A 20,645-nucleotide genomic window follows, 5' to 3' on the forward strand; every position below is an offset into this window, starting at 1 on the left:
CCACTGATATAGTTGCTTGATAAATCTTGTTCAATTTGCACTTGCAATCTACCAATGTAAAAATGCGCAAGGATAATCTAGAAAGTCCTTGGGGTATTATTACTGATAATGTTCACGGTAACTTCGGCCCTGGCAGTACAACAAGTTCGGGGGACGGCAAAGACTATACAGGTGCTCGCTGGAATCCTACAGGTATTTCTATCACAGGAGGTCAGGCCGATATTACTGTCAATGGTGATGTGGATTTAGCTGTGCGTGGTACAGCAGTAAAAACAGATCCTTATGGAAGTGTAGAAGGTGTTAATCCCCATGATTTGGCAACAATTTCGTTGTTAGGCAAGTCTACACGTATTGATACGCCATATAGAGAAAAGAATTTTGTTGAAGGCTTCGTCGAATTCATCGAGCCGTACTATTCTCTGGCAAGCTATGGCGGCACGATTAATGTCAATGTGAAGAACCTTGAAGCACAAAGTGGCAAGGTAGAAATGGTCGGTAACGTTCTGGCAATGAAGGCTTCTGATGAGGCCAAAAATGCTATGGCTTATCAAAACGGCTGTCTTAACATCGGCCTGACCACACAGGATTCCTCCTGGAAGGGTATTATTGATAATGCCGGTGCTGAAAAAGCAGGTGAAGTAAATCTGTGGCTGCAGAACGGCGCGCAATGGATTTATGAAAATGCTTCCCGTAAGGGTGGTCTTGATGCTACAAATATGCCTGAATATAGCAGACCGTATTATGAAAAATACGATGGCATTTCTCATCTGAGCAGCCTTGTTGGCGGTAAGGATCAAGCATCTGCCGGCATTATCAAGGTGAATGATAACGATCCTATCCATATCGCAAATGCTGAGGGTGTTACCAAGGTGTGGTATGACCATGCTGAAGCAACGCCGGGAACTATTATCGGCGGTGATATAAAGGTTCTTAATGCCAAGACCGGCACTGAGATGATGCTTTATACCGGCAACAACGGCATTACCAAGGGCTTTGCCGAAGGTGATACCGCTGCAGAGAAAAACAAGGTCAGCGAAGTATTGAATTCTCTGGCACACAAGCTGTGGTATATGGCAGGCGATACCAACCTTACAGGCAGCGTATCCATTGCCGAAGGCCTGACTGCTTCTTCTGCTACCATGAAGACTGGTAATATTAACTTTGCCGAGGGAGGCCAGGGCTTCTATGATTATACTCCGGAGAAGGACGATAAGACCTATGCAACCGGAGCGATTGTGAAATCCGAAAACATTGGCGAAACACGTGAAAGCGATGTCAACGGTGTTGTTTCTATTAATGTTACCGAAGCTCAGACCGGGGTATCCGGTAATGCTCCTAGTGCCTTGTATGTAGCAGGCGACGCAGAAAGCCCGCTTGTTGTTGATTTACAGGGCCACACCTTGAAGCTCAATGCTAACAATCAAGCTGCTAATAATGTGTCTACGATTTTCGTTGATGAAAAGAAGAGCATGGAGATTAAGGATTCCAAAGGCAATGGTGTGCTGAAGGTTTCTGCTGGTCTCGATGCTGACGGAAATACTGACACTAAAGCTAACTATGTTTATGGCATTCGTGTAGGTGAAAACGGTAGCTTTACCGCAAATACTGATGTTGAGATAGACGGAGTAAAATCAGGTTCTACTAAGCGTGCTTATGGTCTATATGTAAGTTCCAAAGGCAATGTTGTATTCGAAAAAGACCTGAGCATCAAAAATGTTCAGACCGGCCACAAGGTTGGAGCGAACACTGCCGGTATTTATGCAGACAGTTCTTCAAGTGCAGATGCGCCTATTAATATAACTATTAAAGGCAATCTTAATATTGAAAACGTATTGGGCAGTGCAATCCGTGCATTGAATACTTCAACTATATCTACTGCCGGTGCAACTATTAAAGCTGCCGATATGTCTAACGGTACGGATTATAGCCAATATTATGCTTTGCAGGCCAACAAGGGTACCATTAACCTGAATACAGGAGAAGGCATTACTGCCGGAATTCTGGACGTTACCGGTGACATGAAGGTAACTGACAATAAAGCTTCTGTTATCAATGTCAACATGACCAAGGGTTCCAAATGGACAGGCGCAGTAAGCAATATCCCCAGCAGTACTTATAATGCACCTGCTGGTCAGTTTAATCTGACAATGGCAGAAGGATCCGTATGGAAGCATGAAACCGGTCGTTCAGTAGATACGCTGAAGACAACTTTTGCTGGCAGTAATGTTTCTAAGCTGGACGGCTCTGGTGTAATCTATCAGAATTCCGACAAGGGTATTACCGTATATGATTATAGTGGTGATACAACTGTTGTTTACGGCCATGATGCCAATAATCCGCAGAACATCACCGGTGGCGACTTCACTGTCAAGACAGCGGCTGCCGGCTCGAAGATTACTTTGGTAACTGACAGCCAGGGCATTACTGGCGGCTTTGATGCTAGCGATACTGCTGCAGAAAAGAATAATGTTAAGGAAGTACTGAACAAGCTGGCTAATAAGCTGTTCTACACAGGCTATAAGGATTCAAATCTGTCTGGCGTTGTCAAGATTGCTGATGGTCTGACGGCATCTAGTGTAAGCGCTTCTGTAAAGGCCTCCGGCGATATAACCTTCTCTGATGGCAGCAACTGAACGAAAAAAGCAGGCCAGGGCTTCTACGCTTATACTCCGGAAGAGGATAAGCCTGATTACAAGACTGGCGCTATCACTACGTCGGAAAACATCAGCCTGAACCGCGAGGTAGACGAGAAGGGTGTTGCGCATATTAATGTAACTGAATCGAATGCCAGTGATAGATTTGCAAGCGCTCTTTACGCAGGTGAGGAAACCTCTCCGTCCAAACCGATGACTGTAAATCTGTCTGGTAAAGGCTTGGCTTTGAATGCTGCGCAAACCAACGGACAGGCAGCAGCTATTTACGCGGGCACTAATGCTCATATCAAGGTTGTCAATCAGTCTGCTGACCAAAAGCTGGCGATTACAGCAAATAATACGGATACCAGAGGCTCTCATGGCATTTACGCTCTAGAAAATGCGCATCTGAATATTTCCGGTCCGGTAGAAATTACTGATATTGTTACTCAAGGTGATTCCGCAACAGGCATTAATATCCATGGCCAGCAGAGCGAGATTAATATTGATGGCCCGCTGACAATCAGCAATGTCAAAGGTCTTAGAGAAAATGGTGCAGGCATGAGTGCTGCCGGTATTCAGGTAACCGGTAACAGCTCCACTGTAACTGTCAGCGGTCCGGTAGATATTTCCGGTGTACGCGGCAGCGGTATTAGGCTGGTGGGCGCTAATACCAAGGTATCTGTTGGCGGTGGCACTATCACTGCAGCTGAAGACAGCGATAAATCGCATAATTTCTATGCAGTTCGCGTAGATAAAGGCACGCTGGATATCAACATGAAGGACGGCGCTGCAGGCGATAGGACCACTAAGATTACCGGTGATATGTATGCAACCGGCCAATACGGCAAGAAGGTTGTGGAATACACCAACGGCGAACTGATTAACTGGAAGGACGCAGGCATTCTCAACGTTGCTTTAACAGATAAGGATTCCTTCTGGAAGGGCGTTGCAGCTTATGACCAGTATAATGATGACTATGGCACCGGCGGCAATACTGCGCATGACATCGGCCAGTTCAACCTGTATCTGCAAAACGGTGCAACCTGGACCAACGAACAGCAGTCGCATGTGACAACTACGACCATAGCGTCCAAAAATCCTGTATGGACAGGCAGCACGCTGGCAACTTTGCATGGCGGCAAGGATGCCGATAATGCAGGATTGATTTACCAAAAGGATACCAATCCTATTTCTGTTGTAAATTACAGCGGTAATACTACTGTATTCTATGAGCATGATGCTGCTAATCCGACCAAGATTATTGGTGGCAGCTTCAATATTACCAATGCAGCAGAAGGCTCTGCTATCACCTTTATTACAGATAATAAAGGCATTACCTCTGGCTTTAACGACAGCGATTCCGCTGATGCTAAGGATAAAGTAGCCAACGTACTGAACAGCTTGGCAGGCAAGCTGTTCTACAAGAACTATACTGATGGTCATCTGGCTGGCGTAGTGAAGATTGCTGAAGGCCTGACAGCTTCTTCCGCAGCACTGAAGACCGGCGATATTTCCTTCTCTACTGATGCGACCGGCACGAAGAACCCCGGCCAAGGCTATTATGACTATAAGCCGTCTGGTGAGAAGCCGGAATACAAAACCGGTGCTGTTAAAGAGTCTGAGGATATTAGCAAAACCCGTGAGGCGGACGCAAACGGCGTAGTTAATGTCAAGGTAACTGAACCGACCATTACGGAAGGCTACAGCAAATTTGCTGCTGCTCTTTATGCAGAGGATCCTACTGCTTCGATGACTGTAAACATAGCTGGTAAAGACCTTGCTCTGAGCTCTGTAGTTGAAGCAGGCGCACAGGCAGCAGGTATTTATGTAGACAGGGGTGCCAATATTACGATTGATAATCCGTTTGTCAAGCAAAAGCTTGCGATTACGGCAACTAATAATGACACCAGAGGCGCATATGGTATTTTTGCTAAGGGTGATAATGCGAAGCTGAATATTTCCGGTCCGGTAGAAATTACCAATATTACCACTAAGGGTGCTGCTGTAGGCGGCGTTTTGGTACGTGGCCAAAATACTAATGTTGTTATCGACGGTCCGCTGACCATCAGCAATGTCAAGGCAGAAACTGATAGCGGCATGGGCATCAACGGCTCCGGTATCGGTGTAACCGGTCTGGACTCTACCGTTACTGTTAACGGTGCGGTAGATATTTCCGGTATCCATGGCAGTGCAATTTTGTTGAAGGAAAGTGGCAACAAGGTAGCTGTTGGCGGCGGCAATATCGCAGCAGCAGTAGACAGCGACAAATCGCATAACTACTATGCAGCTCGTGTTGAAAAAGGTACGCTCGATATCAACATGAAGGATGGCGTTGCCGGCGATGCTACTACTAAGATTACCGGTGATATGTATATAGATTATCTGCATGGCATGAAGCCACCTTCCCTTGGCAGTGAAGAGCTTGTTGAGTATAAAGAGGAAGGCGTTCTTAATGTGGCTCTGACTAATGCTGATTCCTATTGGAAAGGCGTTGCAGCTCATGAGAAATACAAAACTGACAAGCATCAATATGGCTATGATATGCATGATGTTGGTGACCTGAACCTCTATCTGCAGAACGGCGCAATCTGGACCAACGAACAGCAATCTCATGTTACTACTACGACTATGGCGGACAAGAATCCGATTTGGGACGGCAGCACGTTGGCAAGCCTCCATGGTGGCAAAGATGCAGCTCATGCTGGTCATATCTTCCAGAACGACAGCAAGAATATAACCATCAACAATTACAGTGGCAATACCAATATCTACTATGCACATGAAGGCAATGGTGAAGCAGCAGATAACTATAAGGCTGGCGATACCATTATCAAGAGTGCAGCTGCAGGCTCCGCAGTATATCTGATTACAGATAACACCAACGTTGCCATGGGCAATGATGAAAGTGTTGCCAATGTACTGAATGCGTTGGCAGGCAAGCTGACCTATAGCAATTTTGCAACCGAGAAAAATCTGAAGGGTGTAGTGAAGATTTCAAGCGGTCTGACTGCTTCTGGTGCAGAGCTGAAGACCGGCGATATTTCCTTCTCTACCGAAACAACCGGCACAAAGACACCTGGTCAGGGCTATTATGAATATGATGAGGCAGCCGAAAATACCTTTACAGATAAAATTACCGGCGGCAACGATAAGAAATATGTAGAAGCCGGCATCGAAAAAGAGAAGGGTGTTTACACCTTTACCAAGGATGCAACCATTAAGGTTACTAAAGGCTTGTCTGAGCTTGGCGCTATCGAATCCAGCGGCGGTCCGATTACGATTAATGCTGAAGGAAAAGCATTGGATGTTTCCTATACTGTACCTAAAGGCGATAATGTTGCACGCGCAGTAGCAACCAGCAACAGCTTTGGTAAGAGTAAGGATATTACCATTAAGGCTGACAGCCTGAAGCTCAGCGCCGATACTACAGGCTTCCGTGCTCAGGGTATTTATGCAGTAGGCGGTAAGATTACTATTGATGCCAACACTACTATTGCTACCTCTGCACAAAATGACAGCAATGGTATTTATGCGGGCAACGGCGGCATTGTTACTGTGAACGGTGATCTTGATATTAAAGAGGATACTAAGGTGTCCAAATACTACGCATTGAATGCTGACTATACGGGTGTTATCAACGTTAACATCAAAGATGGCAAGGCAGGCGCAGGCAACGTTAAGCTCAAGGGTGATGTTTTCACCAAGACAGCAGAGAGCTATGATTATGATGATGATGAGACAACATATACTTCTTCTACCATCAATCTGGCATTACAGGGTGCAAACAGCTCTTGGACCGGCCGCAGTCTTTATGAGGTTGTTTCCTCCGGTGATGACAAGACAAGTTACGGCAACTTTAACCTGTGGCTGACAGACGGTGCAACCTGGACCAACGAGAAGACAGGTAAGACAATTCCGGCAGGCTTTGCAGGCAGCCATGTAACTAACTTCGTAGGCGGTGCAGATGCAAATCATGCAGGCCATATCTTCCAGAATGATACCAAGAATCTGACCATTGATAAATACAGTGGCAACACCAATATCTACTATGCACACACTGGTAATGGCGAAGCAGCTGATAACTATAAGGCTGGCGACACCATTATCAAGAGTGCGGCAGCAGGCTCTGCAGTATCCTTGATTACTGACAACAAAGACGTCGCAATGGATAACAAGGACAGCGTAGCTAACGTGCTGAACGCATTGGCAGGCAAGCTGACCTACAGTAATTTTGCGAACGGTGAGAAGAACCTGACAGGCGTTGTGAAGATTGCTGACGGCCTGACTGCAAGCAGCAAGGCTTTGGAAACCGGCGATATTACCTTTAATGAAAAAGGCAAAGGCACCTATGTTAAGCCTGAACCGGTTGATGACACTCACTTTACGGAAAAGATTACAGGTGGACTTGATCAGAAGTATGTAGATCTCGGCATCGAAAAAGAGCAGGGTGTTTACACCTTTGTTAAGGATACTGTTATCGACGTAACCAAGGGCAAGGATACCGCTATGGTGGCTATCGGCTCTAAGGGTGGCCCGGTTACGATTAACGCTGATGGCAAGACCTTGGATGTATCCTTCCATTCTGATAAAACCTTTGCAGCACGTGCAATTGCTTCGGAAACGTATTATGGTGGTAAGCCTATTACCATTAAAGCGGGCAAATTAAATCTTAATGCTGAAGCTGTGGACGGTGAAAGTCAGGGTATTTTTGCTAAGGTAGGCTCCACTATTACCATTGATGCAGATACTACAATTACCACTTCCAGTAATAAGGAAAGCAATGGTATCTATGCTGGCAGCAGAGGTGTTGTCAACATGAATGGTGACTTGGAAATCAAAGAGGATACCAAGGCAGCTGCATACTATGCATTGAAGACCGATGGTAACGGCGTGATTAATGTCAACCTGAAAGACGGAAAAGTAGGCGACAGCGTTGTTAAATTCACTGGCGATATCTACGCTAAGACTAATGAATCCAGCATCAATCTGGCGTTGAAGGGCAAAGATAGCCAATGGACAGGACGCAGTTTGAATGAATCTGCTGATAGTGAAAAACGCGGCAGCTTCAACCTGTGGCTGACAGACGGTGCTTCCTGGACTAATCAGGTAACTGGTAAGAATGTTCCGAGCGGCTTTGCAGGCAGCTATGTAACCAACTTCGTAGGCGGTGCAAGTGTAGCAGCTGCTGGCAACATTTTCCAAAACGACGCTAATAGCCTGACCATCGACAACTACAGCGGCAACACCAACATCTTCTATGCACACACCGGTAACGGCGAATCAGCTAGTGATTTTGCAGCAGGCGACACCATTATAAAGAGTGCAGCAGAAGGCTCTGTGGTATCCATGATTACCGACAATAGCGGTATCAGCATGGACAACGAATACAGCGTAGCTAATGTGCTGAACAACCTGGCAGGCAAGCTGACCTACAGCAACTTCGTAAACGGTGAGAAGAACCTGACCGGCTATGTGAAGATTGCTGACGGCCTGACCGCAAGCAGCAAATCAATGCAGGCTGGCAACATCGCCTTCAATGCTGATACTGGTAAGGGCAGTCTGGAGAATGGTTCTATGAAGCCTGGCTTCACCTATCCGGAAACCCAGATTCCGGAGAGCAACGAAATCCATCAAGGTATTACCGGTGATGCTAAGACTGACTATCAATATAAGAAGGACGGCATCCTGAAGGATAATGGTAAATATATCTTTACTCAGAATCCGTCTGAAGTTAAGGTCAGCGAAGGTGCTGCAGTAGATGTAAATGGTAAGGATGTTGAAATTGATACTACCGCTGCCAAGCTGAAGCTGACAGGCAAAGATCAGGGAATTAATGCAACTGGCAGTGCTAATGTCAAAGTTGACGGCACCACTGAAATCAGTGGTGAAACCGGTATCAATGCAACTAACGGTAGTAATGTAACCTTGAACGGCAGCACTGTTATCAGCGGTAATGATGGTAAAGGCACTGCTATCAATGCAAGCGATGGCGGCAAGGTAGTTGTTGATACCAAGAATGGAGCTTTGACCATTAATGGCAGCATTAATGCTAACGGCGGCAACATTACTGTAGATAGCAGCAATGCAACCGGTATCATTGAAGGCAACGTTAATGCAAGCAACGGCGGCAACGTTGAGATCAGCCTGAACGATGCAAAATCCAAGCTGACCGGCAGCTACAAGGTTGATGGCAACAGCAGCATTGTAATGAATATCAAGAACGGTGCAACATGGGTACTGAAGGATGATAAGGACGAAGCTGCAGGTATGTCTCTGCTGCAAATGACCAGAGGAGCTACTCCGGCTACCGGGTTGACCGTAAATGGTGGTGCAACCGAGGGCGAAACCGGTTATCTGGATATGAGAAGCAGAACTGGCAAGCTTGAGATTGATCATTACAGCGGTTGGGAAACCATTATCTATAATCACGATAATAAAGGCAGCGAAGCACAAGACTTCAAATCCGGCAATACTGTTATCAAGAATGCTAAAGAAGGCTCTGGCGTAATCATGCTCACCGACAGCAATAACATCAATATTAACAGCCAGACTGAAGTGGAAGCTGCTATGACTGTATTGGCCGAAAAGATTCAGTACACTGATCATGCAGCAAATGGTGGTAATCTTAAGGGTAAAGTCAGAATTGCGGAAGGTTTGACTTCTACCAGTAAGACTGGCGCTATGAATTGGGACGAAACAACTGGCATAGGCAAGTTTGATCCTAGCAGCATAAAATGGGGTGAAATTATTGATGGCAACTATGAAACCTTTGTAATGAAGGGCGTAAGAAGTGCAGCAACCACCTCCATGCACAGCTGGCGCGACAACATGCAGGATACCTACACTGGCGCAGACCTGGCAGATGAAGACGGTATCTTTGCTAAGGCACTGGGCGGCAAGACCAGCTCCGATGTTAAAGGCCTTAGAGATGACAACACCTATCGTGGTGTACAGGTTGGCTTTGACAAGGCTTTGGCAAACGGCTGGCATGCAGGCGTAGCCTTTGATTACCGCAATGGCGATTCCAACTACCTGTTGGGCGGCAAGGGCGACAACCAGCTCTACAGCCTGGGCGTATATGGCGTGAAGAACTTTGCAGACCAATCCTACCTGCGCGTAGCAGCAAAAGCCGGTCGCGTTGAAAACGAATATGACGTTTACAACGAAATCCGCAGCCTGAAGCTGCATGGCGATTACAAAGCTAACGCTTATGGCCTGACCATGGAATATGGCAAGACCTTCGGCAGCGAGGCAAGCTACTTCACTCCGAAAGCAAAGCTGACCTGGTCTCAGGTGGGCAGCAAGGATTACACTGCCCATACTCCGAACGACAGCATGAGAATTGACCAGGACGCTTACAGCAGCCTTGTAGCACGCTTCGGTGTGGAAGCAGGCGCTAAGAGCGAAAAAGGCCGCGTATACGTTGGCCTGTACGGTGCACATGAATTCAACGGCGACATCAGCGCAAGCTACTTCGCTAAGGACGGCGGCATTAAGCACACCAGCTTTGACGGCAGTGACACCTGGATGGAAATGAGCATTGGCGGCAGCTATGACCTGAGCGACAACTGCCATATCTATGCAGACTTTGCTAAGGACTTCGGCGGCGACTTCGAACGCAAGTGGAAGGCAAGTGCAGGCCTGCGCTTCGAGTTCTAATCGCTTAGATAAGATATTTCCCCTTCTTTTATAAATAGGCTGCGGTGCTTACAAGGCGGCACCACGGTCTGCTCCCCTAATTTTAGAAAGCGAAGCAGTCATCTGCCGAAAGGCAGGTGGCTGCTTTGTTTTTTACATAATAAAAAGCAGAACTTGGCAGATAATTTGTTTGAAGTGCTATTGCGAGTTGTTTTTTATGCTTTTATGTTTCTTTCAGTGACTAAATTCACAATATGTTCAAATTTCACTTGACGTTACAATCCATATATGGTAAACTCTATATGATAAAAAATATCAATAACAGAAAAATTCAAGTGATACACCCCAAATAAAAAATATGCTTTGCAAAAGTGAAGCGTTACTGCTGTTTTTTATCAATAAAATTAATATGAGCAATCAGGTGGAGATATTTTGCCGATATCTTCTTTATAGGGAAGTCCAATGTAATTTTGGCGCTGTTCCGCAACTGTGAAAAGGAGTTGCTTTATCATTAAGCTATGACTTAAACCTCTTACCAAGGGATGAAGCGGCAATGATTTTAAGCCAGGGTACTGACTGATTGTTGATTAGTAAAGATCAGCGAGAAAGGACTTTATTAATTGTTGTAAGTGTTTGTTTGTTACACAATGAGTGGGTCTTTTTTTGCTTGATTTTGTGCTAATTATAGAAAAAATTATAGCACAGCTTGAGCATTATTAAGCTGTGCTATTTTTTTATGAGTTTTATGAGTATATCAAGGAGGCAATTATGAAAAAAGTTTTCAGAAAATCATGGCAAAGTAGGCTTGCACTAGCCGTTACTGCTGGAATTTTAGCTGCTGGATTTGGTTATATTCCTCAGGCTATGGCGGCAACGTATACTACAGCTATTACTGCGCAGGATAGCGATAACGCAACTTTTGGCAGCGTTATGAGTACTGATGCTGCAGGTAATAAGGTTTATACGTTTAGCGAAGGAGCAACCTTTAATATGAAGGGTGTTTCTGCTATAGGTGTAGGAAATGTTGTTCCGTTAGGAGCCATTGTCAATGGTGATCTTAACATTACAAGTCATGGAAAAAAATATAGTGCTACTGGCATTAGTGCTGGTTATTTTAACCCGGATTTTGATAAAGATGGCACCCAAAGAGCAAGCTTGGTAGTAAATGGTAATGTTACCATGAGAGATAAAGCAGTAGAAGGCGAATGGGGTATTACTGCTAAAAATCTTCATGGTGGATATTCAGAATATACTAGTAATCGTTGGGAGCCTGTAGCAATTAAAGCAGGTCTTGCGGGTGATATTACTATCAATGGTAATGTTGATATTGCTGTAAAGGGTACTGGCCTTGCTACAGATCCGTATTATACTGCTTTAAATGTTGATGATTATGGATTATCAAAAATTACACTCAATGGTAATGTAAACATTGAAACTCCTGAGGATTTTAAGGATGCATTTTATTCTATTGCCAATTATGGTGGTACTATCAATGTTAACACTGATGGCAGCACAGCTGGAAACAAGAAGGTTACGCTTAAAGGCAATATGCTGACCATGGGCGAAGATGCTGATGGCAGCGGTGGCGACTTCTTCTATCGTGACGGCAGAACTAATGTTGCTTTGACAACCAAAGATTCATCATGGAGTGGCGTTGTTGATAATACAGGTGCTGCACAAACTGGTGAAATTAATCTTTGGCTGCAAAATAATGCAGTTTGGAACCATCAAGCCATGTCTAAAACAGATGGTATTTTTTCTGGCGGCTCGCTTCCGAACCCTTCTGACGAGCATTATGGACCATATGATGGTATAACTCATATTAATAAATTAACTGGTGGTACGACAGCAGCTAATGCTGGCTTACTTTACCAAAAGGATAAAGCCAACATTGATATAAAAAATTATAGTGGCTACACAACTGTTTTCTATGAACATACTAATGATGGTACGGATAGCAATCATTATGCAGCTGGTGATGTTATTATCGGAGCAGCAGCTAAGGGATCCCAGATTACCTTGGTAACTGCTAATAATGGTGTTGATACAAAAGACGATGGTACTGTTAACAAGGTTTTAAATACATTAGCAGGAAAACTTACCTACAACGATTATAAGAATAATCCGGACAATCTGAAAGGCAAGGTTGAAATTGCCGGAGGCCTTACTGCTGATAGAGTAGAACTGGCATCTAACAATATTGTCTTTGATGAAACTGGTAAGGGTGGAACTGCTAACGGTCAGTCAAAAACAAACTTTAATACTGTTTTGACTGGTGATGCAAGTGTTGATAAAGAGTATGTTGGTGATTCCGTAAGACAAGGAGACGGCAGCTATAAATTCACAAAAGACAGCACCATAGAGGTTGAGCTTGGTAATAAGCAAGCAGCAATCAATCCTGTGAAGGGTATGGCTGCATTAAAAGTAGATGCTAATGGTCAAGACCTGAATATTAAAGTACAGGGTAAAAATGCTGACCAAGTATTTGGCATCATGAACGATTTGATTGCTAGCGGCAGCGAACAATTAGATAAGACAGTTAGTGTTGATGCTAAAAAGGTAAGCATTCAGGTAGAAAACGAAAAAAGAGCAGAAGGTATTCATGTACAAGGATATAAAAATTGGAGACCTGGTTCTGTAGCACATCAAGCTGCTGTAAATATCAAGGGTGATGTAAACGTTAATGCCAGTGGCAGCGAATATGCTTTAGGTATCTATGCAAATAATGGCGCTAATGTAAATATTGATGGCAACCTGACCATGAAGGGCGAAGACGGTTCCTGGGGCGTGCAAAACAAAAATAATACTGCTTATAATGGAGCACAGCATGCATGGTTTAATACCAGCGGTATTTATGCAGCAGGCAATGGTACGGCTGGAGTATCTAAGGTAACAGTTAACGGCGATACCGATATTGCAGTTGATGGTACAGGTGTAGTAGCCAATATTTGTGGTTCTGAAGTTAATTTGAACGGAGCCACCAATATTAAAATCAATGATAAAACAAAAGATTTTGAAGGCCAAGGCGTACACTATGCAATTGTTGCTACCGAAGGTACCGTCAATGTCAATATGAATGACAGCAAGGATGGAGCAGCCGATCATAAAGTAAACATTTACGGTAACGTAGGAACTGATAATTCTGGCATCGTAACTTCTTTTGGAAAGTTTGGCTCTAAAATCAATATGGGCTTGTCTACTAAGGATTCTGAGTTTACCGGTGTAGTAAGCAAAAACTTTACGGATAAAAATATAGCAGACGGTTATGATGGAACCGTAAATATGTATCTGAGTAATGGCGCTACATGGAATAATGAGATTGTAGGTAATGCAGTAAATGCTTTTGCAGGCAGCCGCGTAACGAAGCTGGCAGGTGGAGCAAGCGCAGAACAAGCAGGCAACATTTACCAAAAAGACAGCAAAGCGCTGACGATTGACAACTACAGTGGTCATACTAATATCTTCTATGAGCATGCTGGTGATGGTGTAACTTATAATGCTGGCGATACCATTATCAAGCATGCAGAAGCTGATTCCAAGGTGAACTTGATTACCAGCAGTAAAGGCTTAACAATTTCGGCTGAAAGTGTTAGCAAAACCTTAAATGCTTTAGCAGGTAAGCTGACTTATAGCAGTTATACAAATGGTGAACGTAATTTAACTGGCACTGCGCAGATTGCCGGTGGCTTGACCAGCGATAGCGTGACTATGGCTACTGGTAACATTGTTTTTGATGCTTCCGGTAAAGGCAGCGGTATTGATTCTGTAGCTGTTCCTAATCCTCCTGCTGAACAGGAATCCACTTCCTTCGGAACTATTCTTACAGGTGATAAGGACAAGGATTTGGAATATGTACTTGGTGGCGTAAGACAAGGAGACGGCAGCTATAAATTCACAAAAGACAGCACCATAGAGGTTGAGCTTGGTAATAAGCAAGCAGCAATCAATCCTGTGAAGGGTATGGCTGCATTAAAAGTAGATGCTAATGGTCAAGACCTGAATATTAAAGTACAGGGTAAAAATGCTGACCAAGTATTTGGCATCATGAACGATTTGATTGCTAGCGGCAGCGAACAATTAGATAAGACAGTTAGTGTTGATGCTAAAAAGGTAAGCATTCAGGTAGAAAACGAAAAAAGAGCAGAAGGTATTCATGTACAAGGATATAAAAATTGGAGACCTGGTTCTGTAGCACATCAAGCTGCTGTAAATATCAAGGGTGATGTAAACGTTAATGCCAGTGGCAGCGAATATGCTTTAGGTATCTATGCAAATAATGGCGCTAATGTAAATATTGATGGCAACCTGACCATGAAGGGCGAAGACGGTTCCTGGGGCGTGCAAAACAAAAATAATACTGCTTATAATGGAGCACAGCATGCATGGTTTAATACCAGCGGTATTTATGCAGCAGGCAATGGTACGGCTGGAGTATCTAAGGTAACAGTTAACGGCGATACCGATATTGCAGTTGATGGTACAGGTGTAGTAGCCAATATTTGTGGTTCTGAAGTTAATTTGAACGGAGCCACCAATATTAAAATCAATGATAAAACAAAAGATTTTGAAGGCCAAGGCGTACACTATGCAATTGTTGCTACCGAAGGTACCGTCAATGTCAATATGAATGACAGCAAGGATGGAGCAGCCGATCATAAAGTAAACATTTACGGTAACGTAGGAACTGATAATTCTGGCATCGTAACTTCTTTTGGAAAGTTTGGCTCTAAAATCAATATGGGCTTGTCTACTAAGGATTCTGAGTTTACCGGTGTAGTAAGCAAAAACTTTACGGATAAAAATATAGCAGACGGTTATGATGGAACCGTAAATATGTATCTGAGTAATGGCGCTACATGGAATAATGAGATTGTAGGTAATGCAGTAAATGCTTTTGCAGGCAGCCGCGTAACGAAGCTGGCAGGTGGAGCAAGCGCAGAACAAGCAGGCAACATTTACCAAAAAGACAGCAAAGCGCTGACGATTGACAACTACAGTGGCCATACTAATATCTTCTATGCGCATGATAACGATGGTACAAAAGCAACTGATTTTGATAAATATGGTGATACCATTATTAAGCATGCAGAAGCTGATTCCAAGGTGAACTTGATTACCAATAGTGCAATTCTTTCTGATGTAGAAAAAGTAAGCAGTATCTTAAGCAATCTTGCAGGCAAGCTGACTTACAGCAGTTATGCAACTGGTGAACGTAATTTAACTGGCACTGCGCAGATTGCAGGCGGTCTGACAAGTGATAGCGTGACTTGGGCTTTAAGTGATATTGTGTTTGCTGAAAATGGTAAGGGCGGTACAGATGGAACCTTTAAGATTCCTGACGCACCGGATCATCAGGTTGCAGCAACCTTCAATAATATGCTGACCGGTAATCAGGCTCATGACTTAGAATACGTACTTGGTGGAGTAATACAGGAAGATGGCAGCTACAAGTTTACCGAAGACACTGAAATCAGTATAAAAGAAAAAAATACTAAGGTTGGCTCTAAAGATTACGCTGTAGGTGTGCGTCCAGATAGTGATATTAATATTGATGCTTCTGGTAAGGATTTGAAATTGACTATTAATCCGGAGAGCGGGGTAACTGCTTCTGCTATTTTCCATGAAAGCAATAAGAAAAATGACATTGCTGCTGATAAGCTTATTATTAAGGCTACAAGCACGGAGCGTGCTGAAGGCATTCATGCTAACAGTGGTACTGTAGATAAAGCAGTAACAAATATTAATGCTAATGCTGATATTACTGTAGATTCTAAAACCGCAATTGGCGCATATGCAGCAGGAAATGGTGAAATTAATTTTAATGGTGACGTTAAGATGAAAACTATTTCTAACAGCTCGTCTTTCTATGCGGTAAGCGGTTTATATGCAGGTAGCAACTATGGTATTCAAAAGGGTGGCATAATTAATGTAAACGGCGCAGCTGACATTAGTGGTGATGGCGCCGGTGCTTTTGCGAATGGTGGTGGCTCTACCATTAATTTCAACGGAGATACCGCAATTAACGCAACAAAAGACGGTATGCCTGCATTGATAGCACAAAGTGGTACTATTAATGTTAATATGCCTGCTGAAAAGCTTATGCGTAGCAGTAATGTAGTTCAGATTACAGGTAATGCTGTAGCTGGCACTGGATCTGCATACTCTTCTGAACCTGAAACTAAGACTATTATTAATGTTAATTTAGATAACAAGAGATCTTATTGGAATGGTGTTGCATACAACCAATTCCCGGAAGCAGGAATTAGTGCAGGTGGAAAAACCTTTACTGGTGATATAAATCTGTACTTGAGTAATAGCGCTGTATGGACTAATGAAAAGCAAGGCGAATTACCGTCTGCATGGGGTGGTGAAGCATTTACCGGCAGCAGAATCAGTAATTTTGTTGGTGGCAAGGACTACAGCAGCTCTGGATATATTTTCCAAAAAGATAGCCAAGAATTAACTATTAACAACTATAGCGGCAGCACAATTCTGGTATATGATCATGGTGATACAAAGGGTACTGATGTAGCTGATTACACTGCTGGCAATACCAAAATTAAAAATGCAGCTGAAGGCTCTTTGATTACATTGTCTACAAGCAGTAAAAATATCAACGTTAATGATAAAGATAATGTTGAAAGCGTAATGAATGCTTTGGCACAAAAGCTTTATTATGCAAATGCTGGTACTGATACTAACTTGAAAGGTCAGGTGCAAATTGCTGGTGGTTTAACAAGTGATTCTGTTGCAATGTATCTTGGCGACATGAAGTTTGATTCTGCTGATGCAGGTAAAGGTATGTATGAGCTTGGCACTGCACATAAAACATATACGCAGCAAGAATCTGAGCTTGTTAAAGATACACGTACTGCAATGATGAGCAATATGCTGAGCTGGCGTAATGTTGCTGGGGACAGCTATAATCGTCGTGCAATGATGCTTGATGATGACAAAGCTGGTGTTTGGGCAAGAACCTATGGCGGTCAGACTAAATATAGTGGTAACAATACTTCCTTTAATGGTAGCTATTGGGCTGGTCAAGTTGGCTATGATATGAACTTGGCTAATGGCTGGAATTTGGGCGTAGCATTTGATTATCAGGATGGTAATGACACTTATCAAAATGGCAGCGGCGATACTAAGCTCTATACTTTAGGTTTCTATGGAAGCACTGCTCTTGCAAATGCTGGCTATTTAGATGTAAATGCCAAGATTGGTCACGTGAAAAATGAGTTCAAGGCTTCTAATGCTAGTGGTACCCTTAATGGTGATTATAGCGCTACAGGTTATAGTCTGTCTGCACAATACGGTAAACGTTTTGGAGATATCAAAACTGGCTATTTTGAACCTCAAATGCAATTAACATGGTCTCGTTTGGGTAGTGCCGACTATACTGCTTCTGCAGGCGCTTTGGGCAGCGTGAATGTAAATCAGGATGCATTTAACAGCTTTGTTGCTCGTGTTGGCTTAGAAGCCGGACAAGCTAGTGAACATGGTAACTACTATGCTCGCTTGAATCTGATGCATGAGTTCTCTGGTGATGTAAATACTCACCTGCTTGATAGTGATGGCGGTACTAAGGATACAAGCTATGATTTGAAGGGCACTTGGAGTGAACTGACTTTGGGTGGTACCTATAACCTTAGCAAGTGCAGCAATTTCTACGCCGACGTAACTAAGACCTTAACCGGTGATTATAAACAGGACTGGAAGGTTAATGCTGGCTTGAGATTTACCTTTTAAATAATTTTATAATATGTTTTTGTTTAGGCAGAGCTATTTGGCTCTGCCTAACAAAAAAATTATGATGAGTAAAGGAGTAAAAGTATGACTAAAACAGAAAAAAATGTAGAAACTACTGAAGCTGAAATTAAAAATACGAAAAAAAGCAAAAGCACTCAAGCTAAAGAGCAAACTATTGCTGCTAAAAAAATTACAGCCTTGAAGGATTTTGCTGATAAAAACGGCATCAAAGGCTTGGAATATATTCAAATCAACGAAAATAATTTATTGATTAATACTAAGCTGTTGATAGAAGGACAAGTATTACCGCTGTTTGTTGTGGTTAACAACACTGTCTATACGTATATTCAAGCACATTTAGTGACTATTACAGCTGAAAAACAGGCAGAAACCCTGAAGTATTTAAATGAATTAAATAATGAATTTAATATGCTTAAGTATAGTGTTAATCCTCAGGGCAATGTTGTGTTGACATTTAGTGTGCCTTCTGCCGATGATAAATTTGAACCAGCTTTAATTTTTGCTTTAGTAGATCAATTAAAAGACCATCTGGAAGGTCATTTTTCTGGTCTTATGGAAAAAATATGGAGTAAAAAATAATTATAGGGAATGAGTATAAAAGAAGGTAGAGAGATATGCTTAGTGTAAATAGAAAGAAATTATATGCAGCAGTAATGAGTACTGTTTTAGCTGCAAGTTTTTCAACATCAGCTTTTGCTGAGGAAGAGGCTGACTTATCGGAATTTTCGTTAGACACAATGGTTGTAACAGCAAATCGTGTTTTGACTAAAATTACGGATGCAAAGGCTGACATCAGTGTAGTTGATCGTAAAACAATTGAAGAAATGCATATGACCAATGTGGAAGAGGCATTGCGTGTTGTACCAGGTGTTCAGTTTTTAAATAATGGTGGTAGCGGTGCTTTAAATGCAAACTTAAATGGTATTCGCATTAATGGCAGCAAGGAAATAGTAGTTTTAGTAGATGGTGTACGTGTAACTGATTTCCAAGGTGATAGCAGTGGATACATCTATGCTTCCTTAATGAATAATATGGATAACGTTGAACGAGTAGAGGTGTTGCGCGGCAGTGCTGGTACAGTTTATGGCAGTGGTGCCAAAGGCGGCGTAATTAACATTATTACACGTAAAATCAACGAAGCAAAAACCACTTTAGATATTTCAGGCGGTACGTTTGGAAAACAGCATTATAAATTGAATACCATGGGTCGACAGGATAAGGTTGGTTACAATGTCTATTATGATAAAACCAAGAGCGGTGATGTCAAAGACGGTGAAGGAAAAAAATGGCCAAGCAGTCTTGATTCGCAAGCATTAGGCCTGAAGGTTACATATGATTTCACAAATGATCATACGCTTACCATGAGCTATGATAGGAATAAGGCAGATTATAGCGGTTTTGATTTAGTTGAAGGAAAAACCTACGAAGGTAATAATAAAAGTGATAATTTCACATTAAAGGATGACATTAAGTTCTCTGATAAATGGAGTAATAGCTTTAGCTATCGACATAGTAATACAAAAGGTAACTATGCTCAAAGTAATCATTGGATAAAGAATGCACAAAGCGACTATACGTATAATTTTATTAATGAACAAGCTCGCTATACGATGTCCAGACATGATTTTGTTTTCGGCATTGATTATTCAGAGGGCAAGAATAATATAAGCCAAAATGTAAGTAGCGCTAGTACTGAAAAGGGTAATTTTAAGCTGAAAAATACATCTTATTATATTCAGGATGATTGGGAAATTATTCCTAAAGTAACATTGTCCGGTGGTTTACGATATGATAAGCCTACAAATAGTTCAGGTAATGGTGTACAGCTTGATACGCATACATCAAAGAGCTATAAAATTAGCTGGGATGTTACTGATAATGATACTATTTATGCAGGAAAAAGCGATTTCTACATTCTTCCTAGCATGCATCAGCTGTTAGACAAAAATTATGGTAACAGGGGATTGAAGGCTGCTGAAGGCCATACAAATTCCATAGGTTACAATAAAACTTTTGATGATAATAATATTTTGACATTAAATTGGTTTGAAACTATAAGTGATGTTGCAATCGGTTTACCGGCAAATGGTAAATATAACAATTATACTGATGGTATTGCACGTGGCTGGAATATGCAATACATGACGCAAATTGATGAGAACTGGAATGCTAATATTGGCTGGGCACACTTGTTCCAACATTGTTCTGGCGACAATCTTGATATGGGTTATTATCCTAAGGATATGGCAACGTTTAGCATTTTCTATAATTATGCTAAGGTTAAAGCAGGTTTAGATGGATATTATTTCATGCGTAAGATAAATAATGAATATGCCGGCAAAAATGGATGGCCCGCTGATAATTATGCTGTAGTAAACTTAAGTGCTAGCTATGCACCTACGAAAGATTTGAATATTTATTTCAAGGTGGATAACTTGTTCGACAAATTATATGCTGAGCATACAGATAATATTCATGGTGGTAAAGGTTGGTATTCTATGCCAGGCCGCAGCTTTGTATTGGGCATGCAATTTACTTTCTAATTTCGTTATCTTTCCATTTATATACTCATGTTGTGGCGCTGCTTCGGCAGCGCTGCAAAAC

The 20,645-nt window shown here is 42.6% G+C and carries 5 protein-coding genes and 1 riboswitch; all 5 genes read left to right on the plus strand.

Annotated features, from left to right (window positions below; translation table 11 throughout):
- The first annotated feature begins 62 nt into the window (after positions 1-62).
- The 5 genes from Q0612_RS06195 to Q0612_RS06215 all read left to right on the plus strand — a co-directional run bounded on the left by Q0612_RS06195 (position 63) and on the right by Q0612_RS06215 (position 20,584).
- Positions 63-2,633, plus strand: a complete 2,571-nt coding sequence (locus Q0612_RS06195; RefSeq protein WP_298882178.1) for a hypothetical protein — start codon at positions 63-65, stop codon at positions 2,631-2,633.
- A 246-nt stretch (positions 2,634-2,879) separates the two neighbouring features.
- Positions 2,880-10,295, plus strand: coding sequence for an autotransporter outer membrane beta-barrel domain-containing protein (locus Q0612_RS06200; RefSeq protein ID WP_298882180.1), 7,416 nt, complete (start codon positions 2,880-2,882; stop codon positions 10,293-10,295).
- 381 nt (positions 10,296-10,676) lie between these two features.
- Positions 10,677-10,869: riboswitch (cobalamin riboswitch) on the plus strand.
- A 173-nt stretch (positions 10,870-11,042) separates the two neighbouring features.
- Positions 11,043-18,020, plus strand: a complete 6,978-nt coding sequence (locus Q0612_RS06205; protein ID WP_298882182.1) for an autotransporter outer membrane beta-barrel domain-containing protein — start codon at positions 11,043-11,045, stop codon at positions 18,018-18,020.
- A gap of 84 nt (positions 18,021-18,104) precedes the next feature.
- Entirely contained in the window at positions 18,105-18,620 is a 516-nt protein-coding gene (locus tag Q0612_RS06210) for a hypothetical protein (RefSeq protein WP_298882183.1), read from the plus strand.
- A 35-nt stretch (positions 18,621-18,655) separates the two neighbouring features.
- Complete coding sequence (locus Q0612_RS06215) at positions 18,656-20,584, plus strand: TonB-dependent siderophore receptor (protein ID WP_298882184.1); 1,929 nt, start codon at positions 18,656-18,658, stop codon at positions 20,582-20,584.
- The last annotated feature ends 61 nt before the right edge of the window (positions 20,585-20,645 follow it).

The sequence above is a fragment of the uncultured Phascolarctobacterium sp. genome (assembly GCF_937920985.1).
Lineage (GTDB): Bacteria > Bacillota > Negativicutes > Acidaminococcales > Acidaminococcaceae > Phascolarctobacterium_A.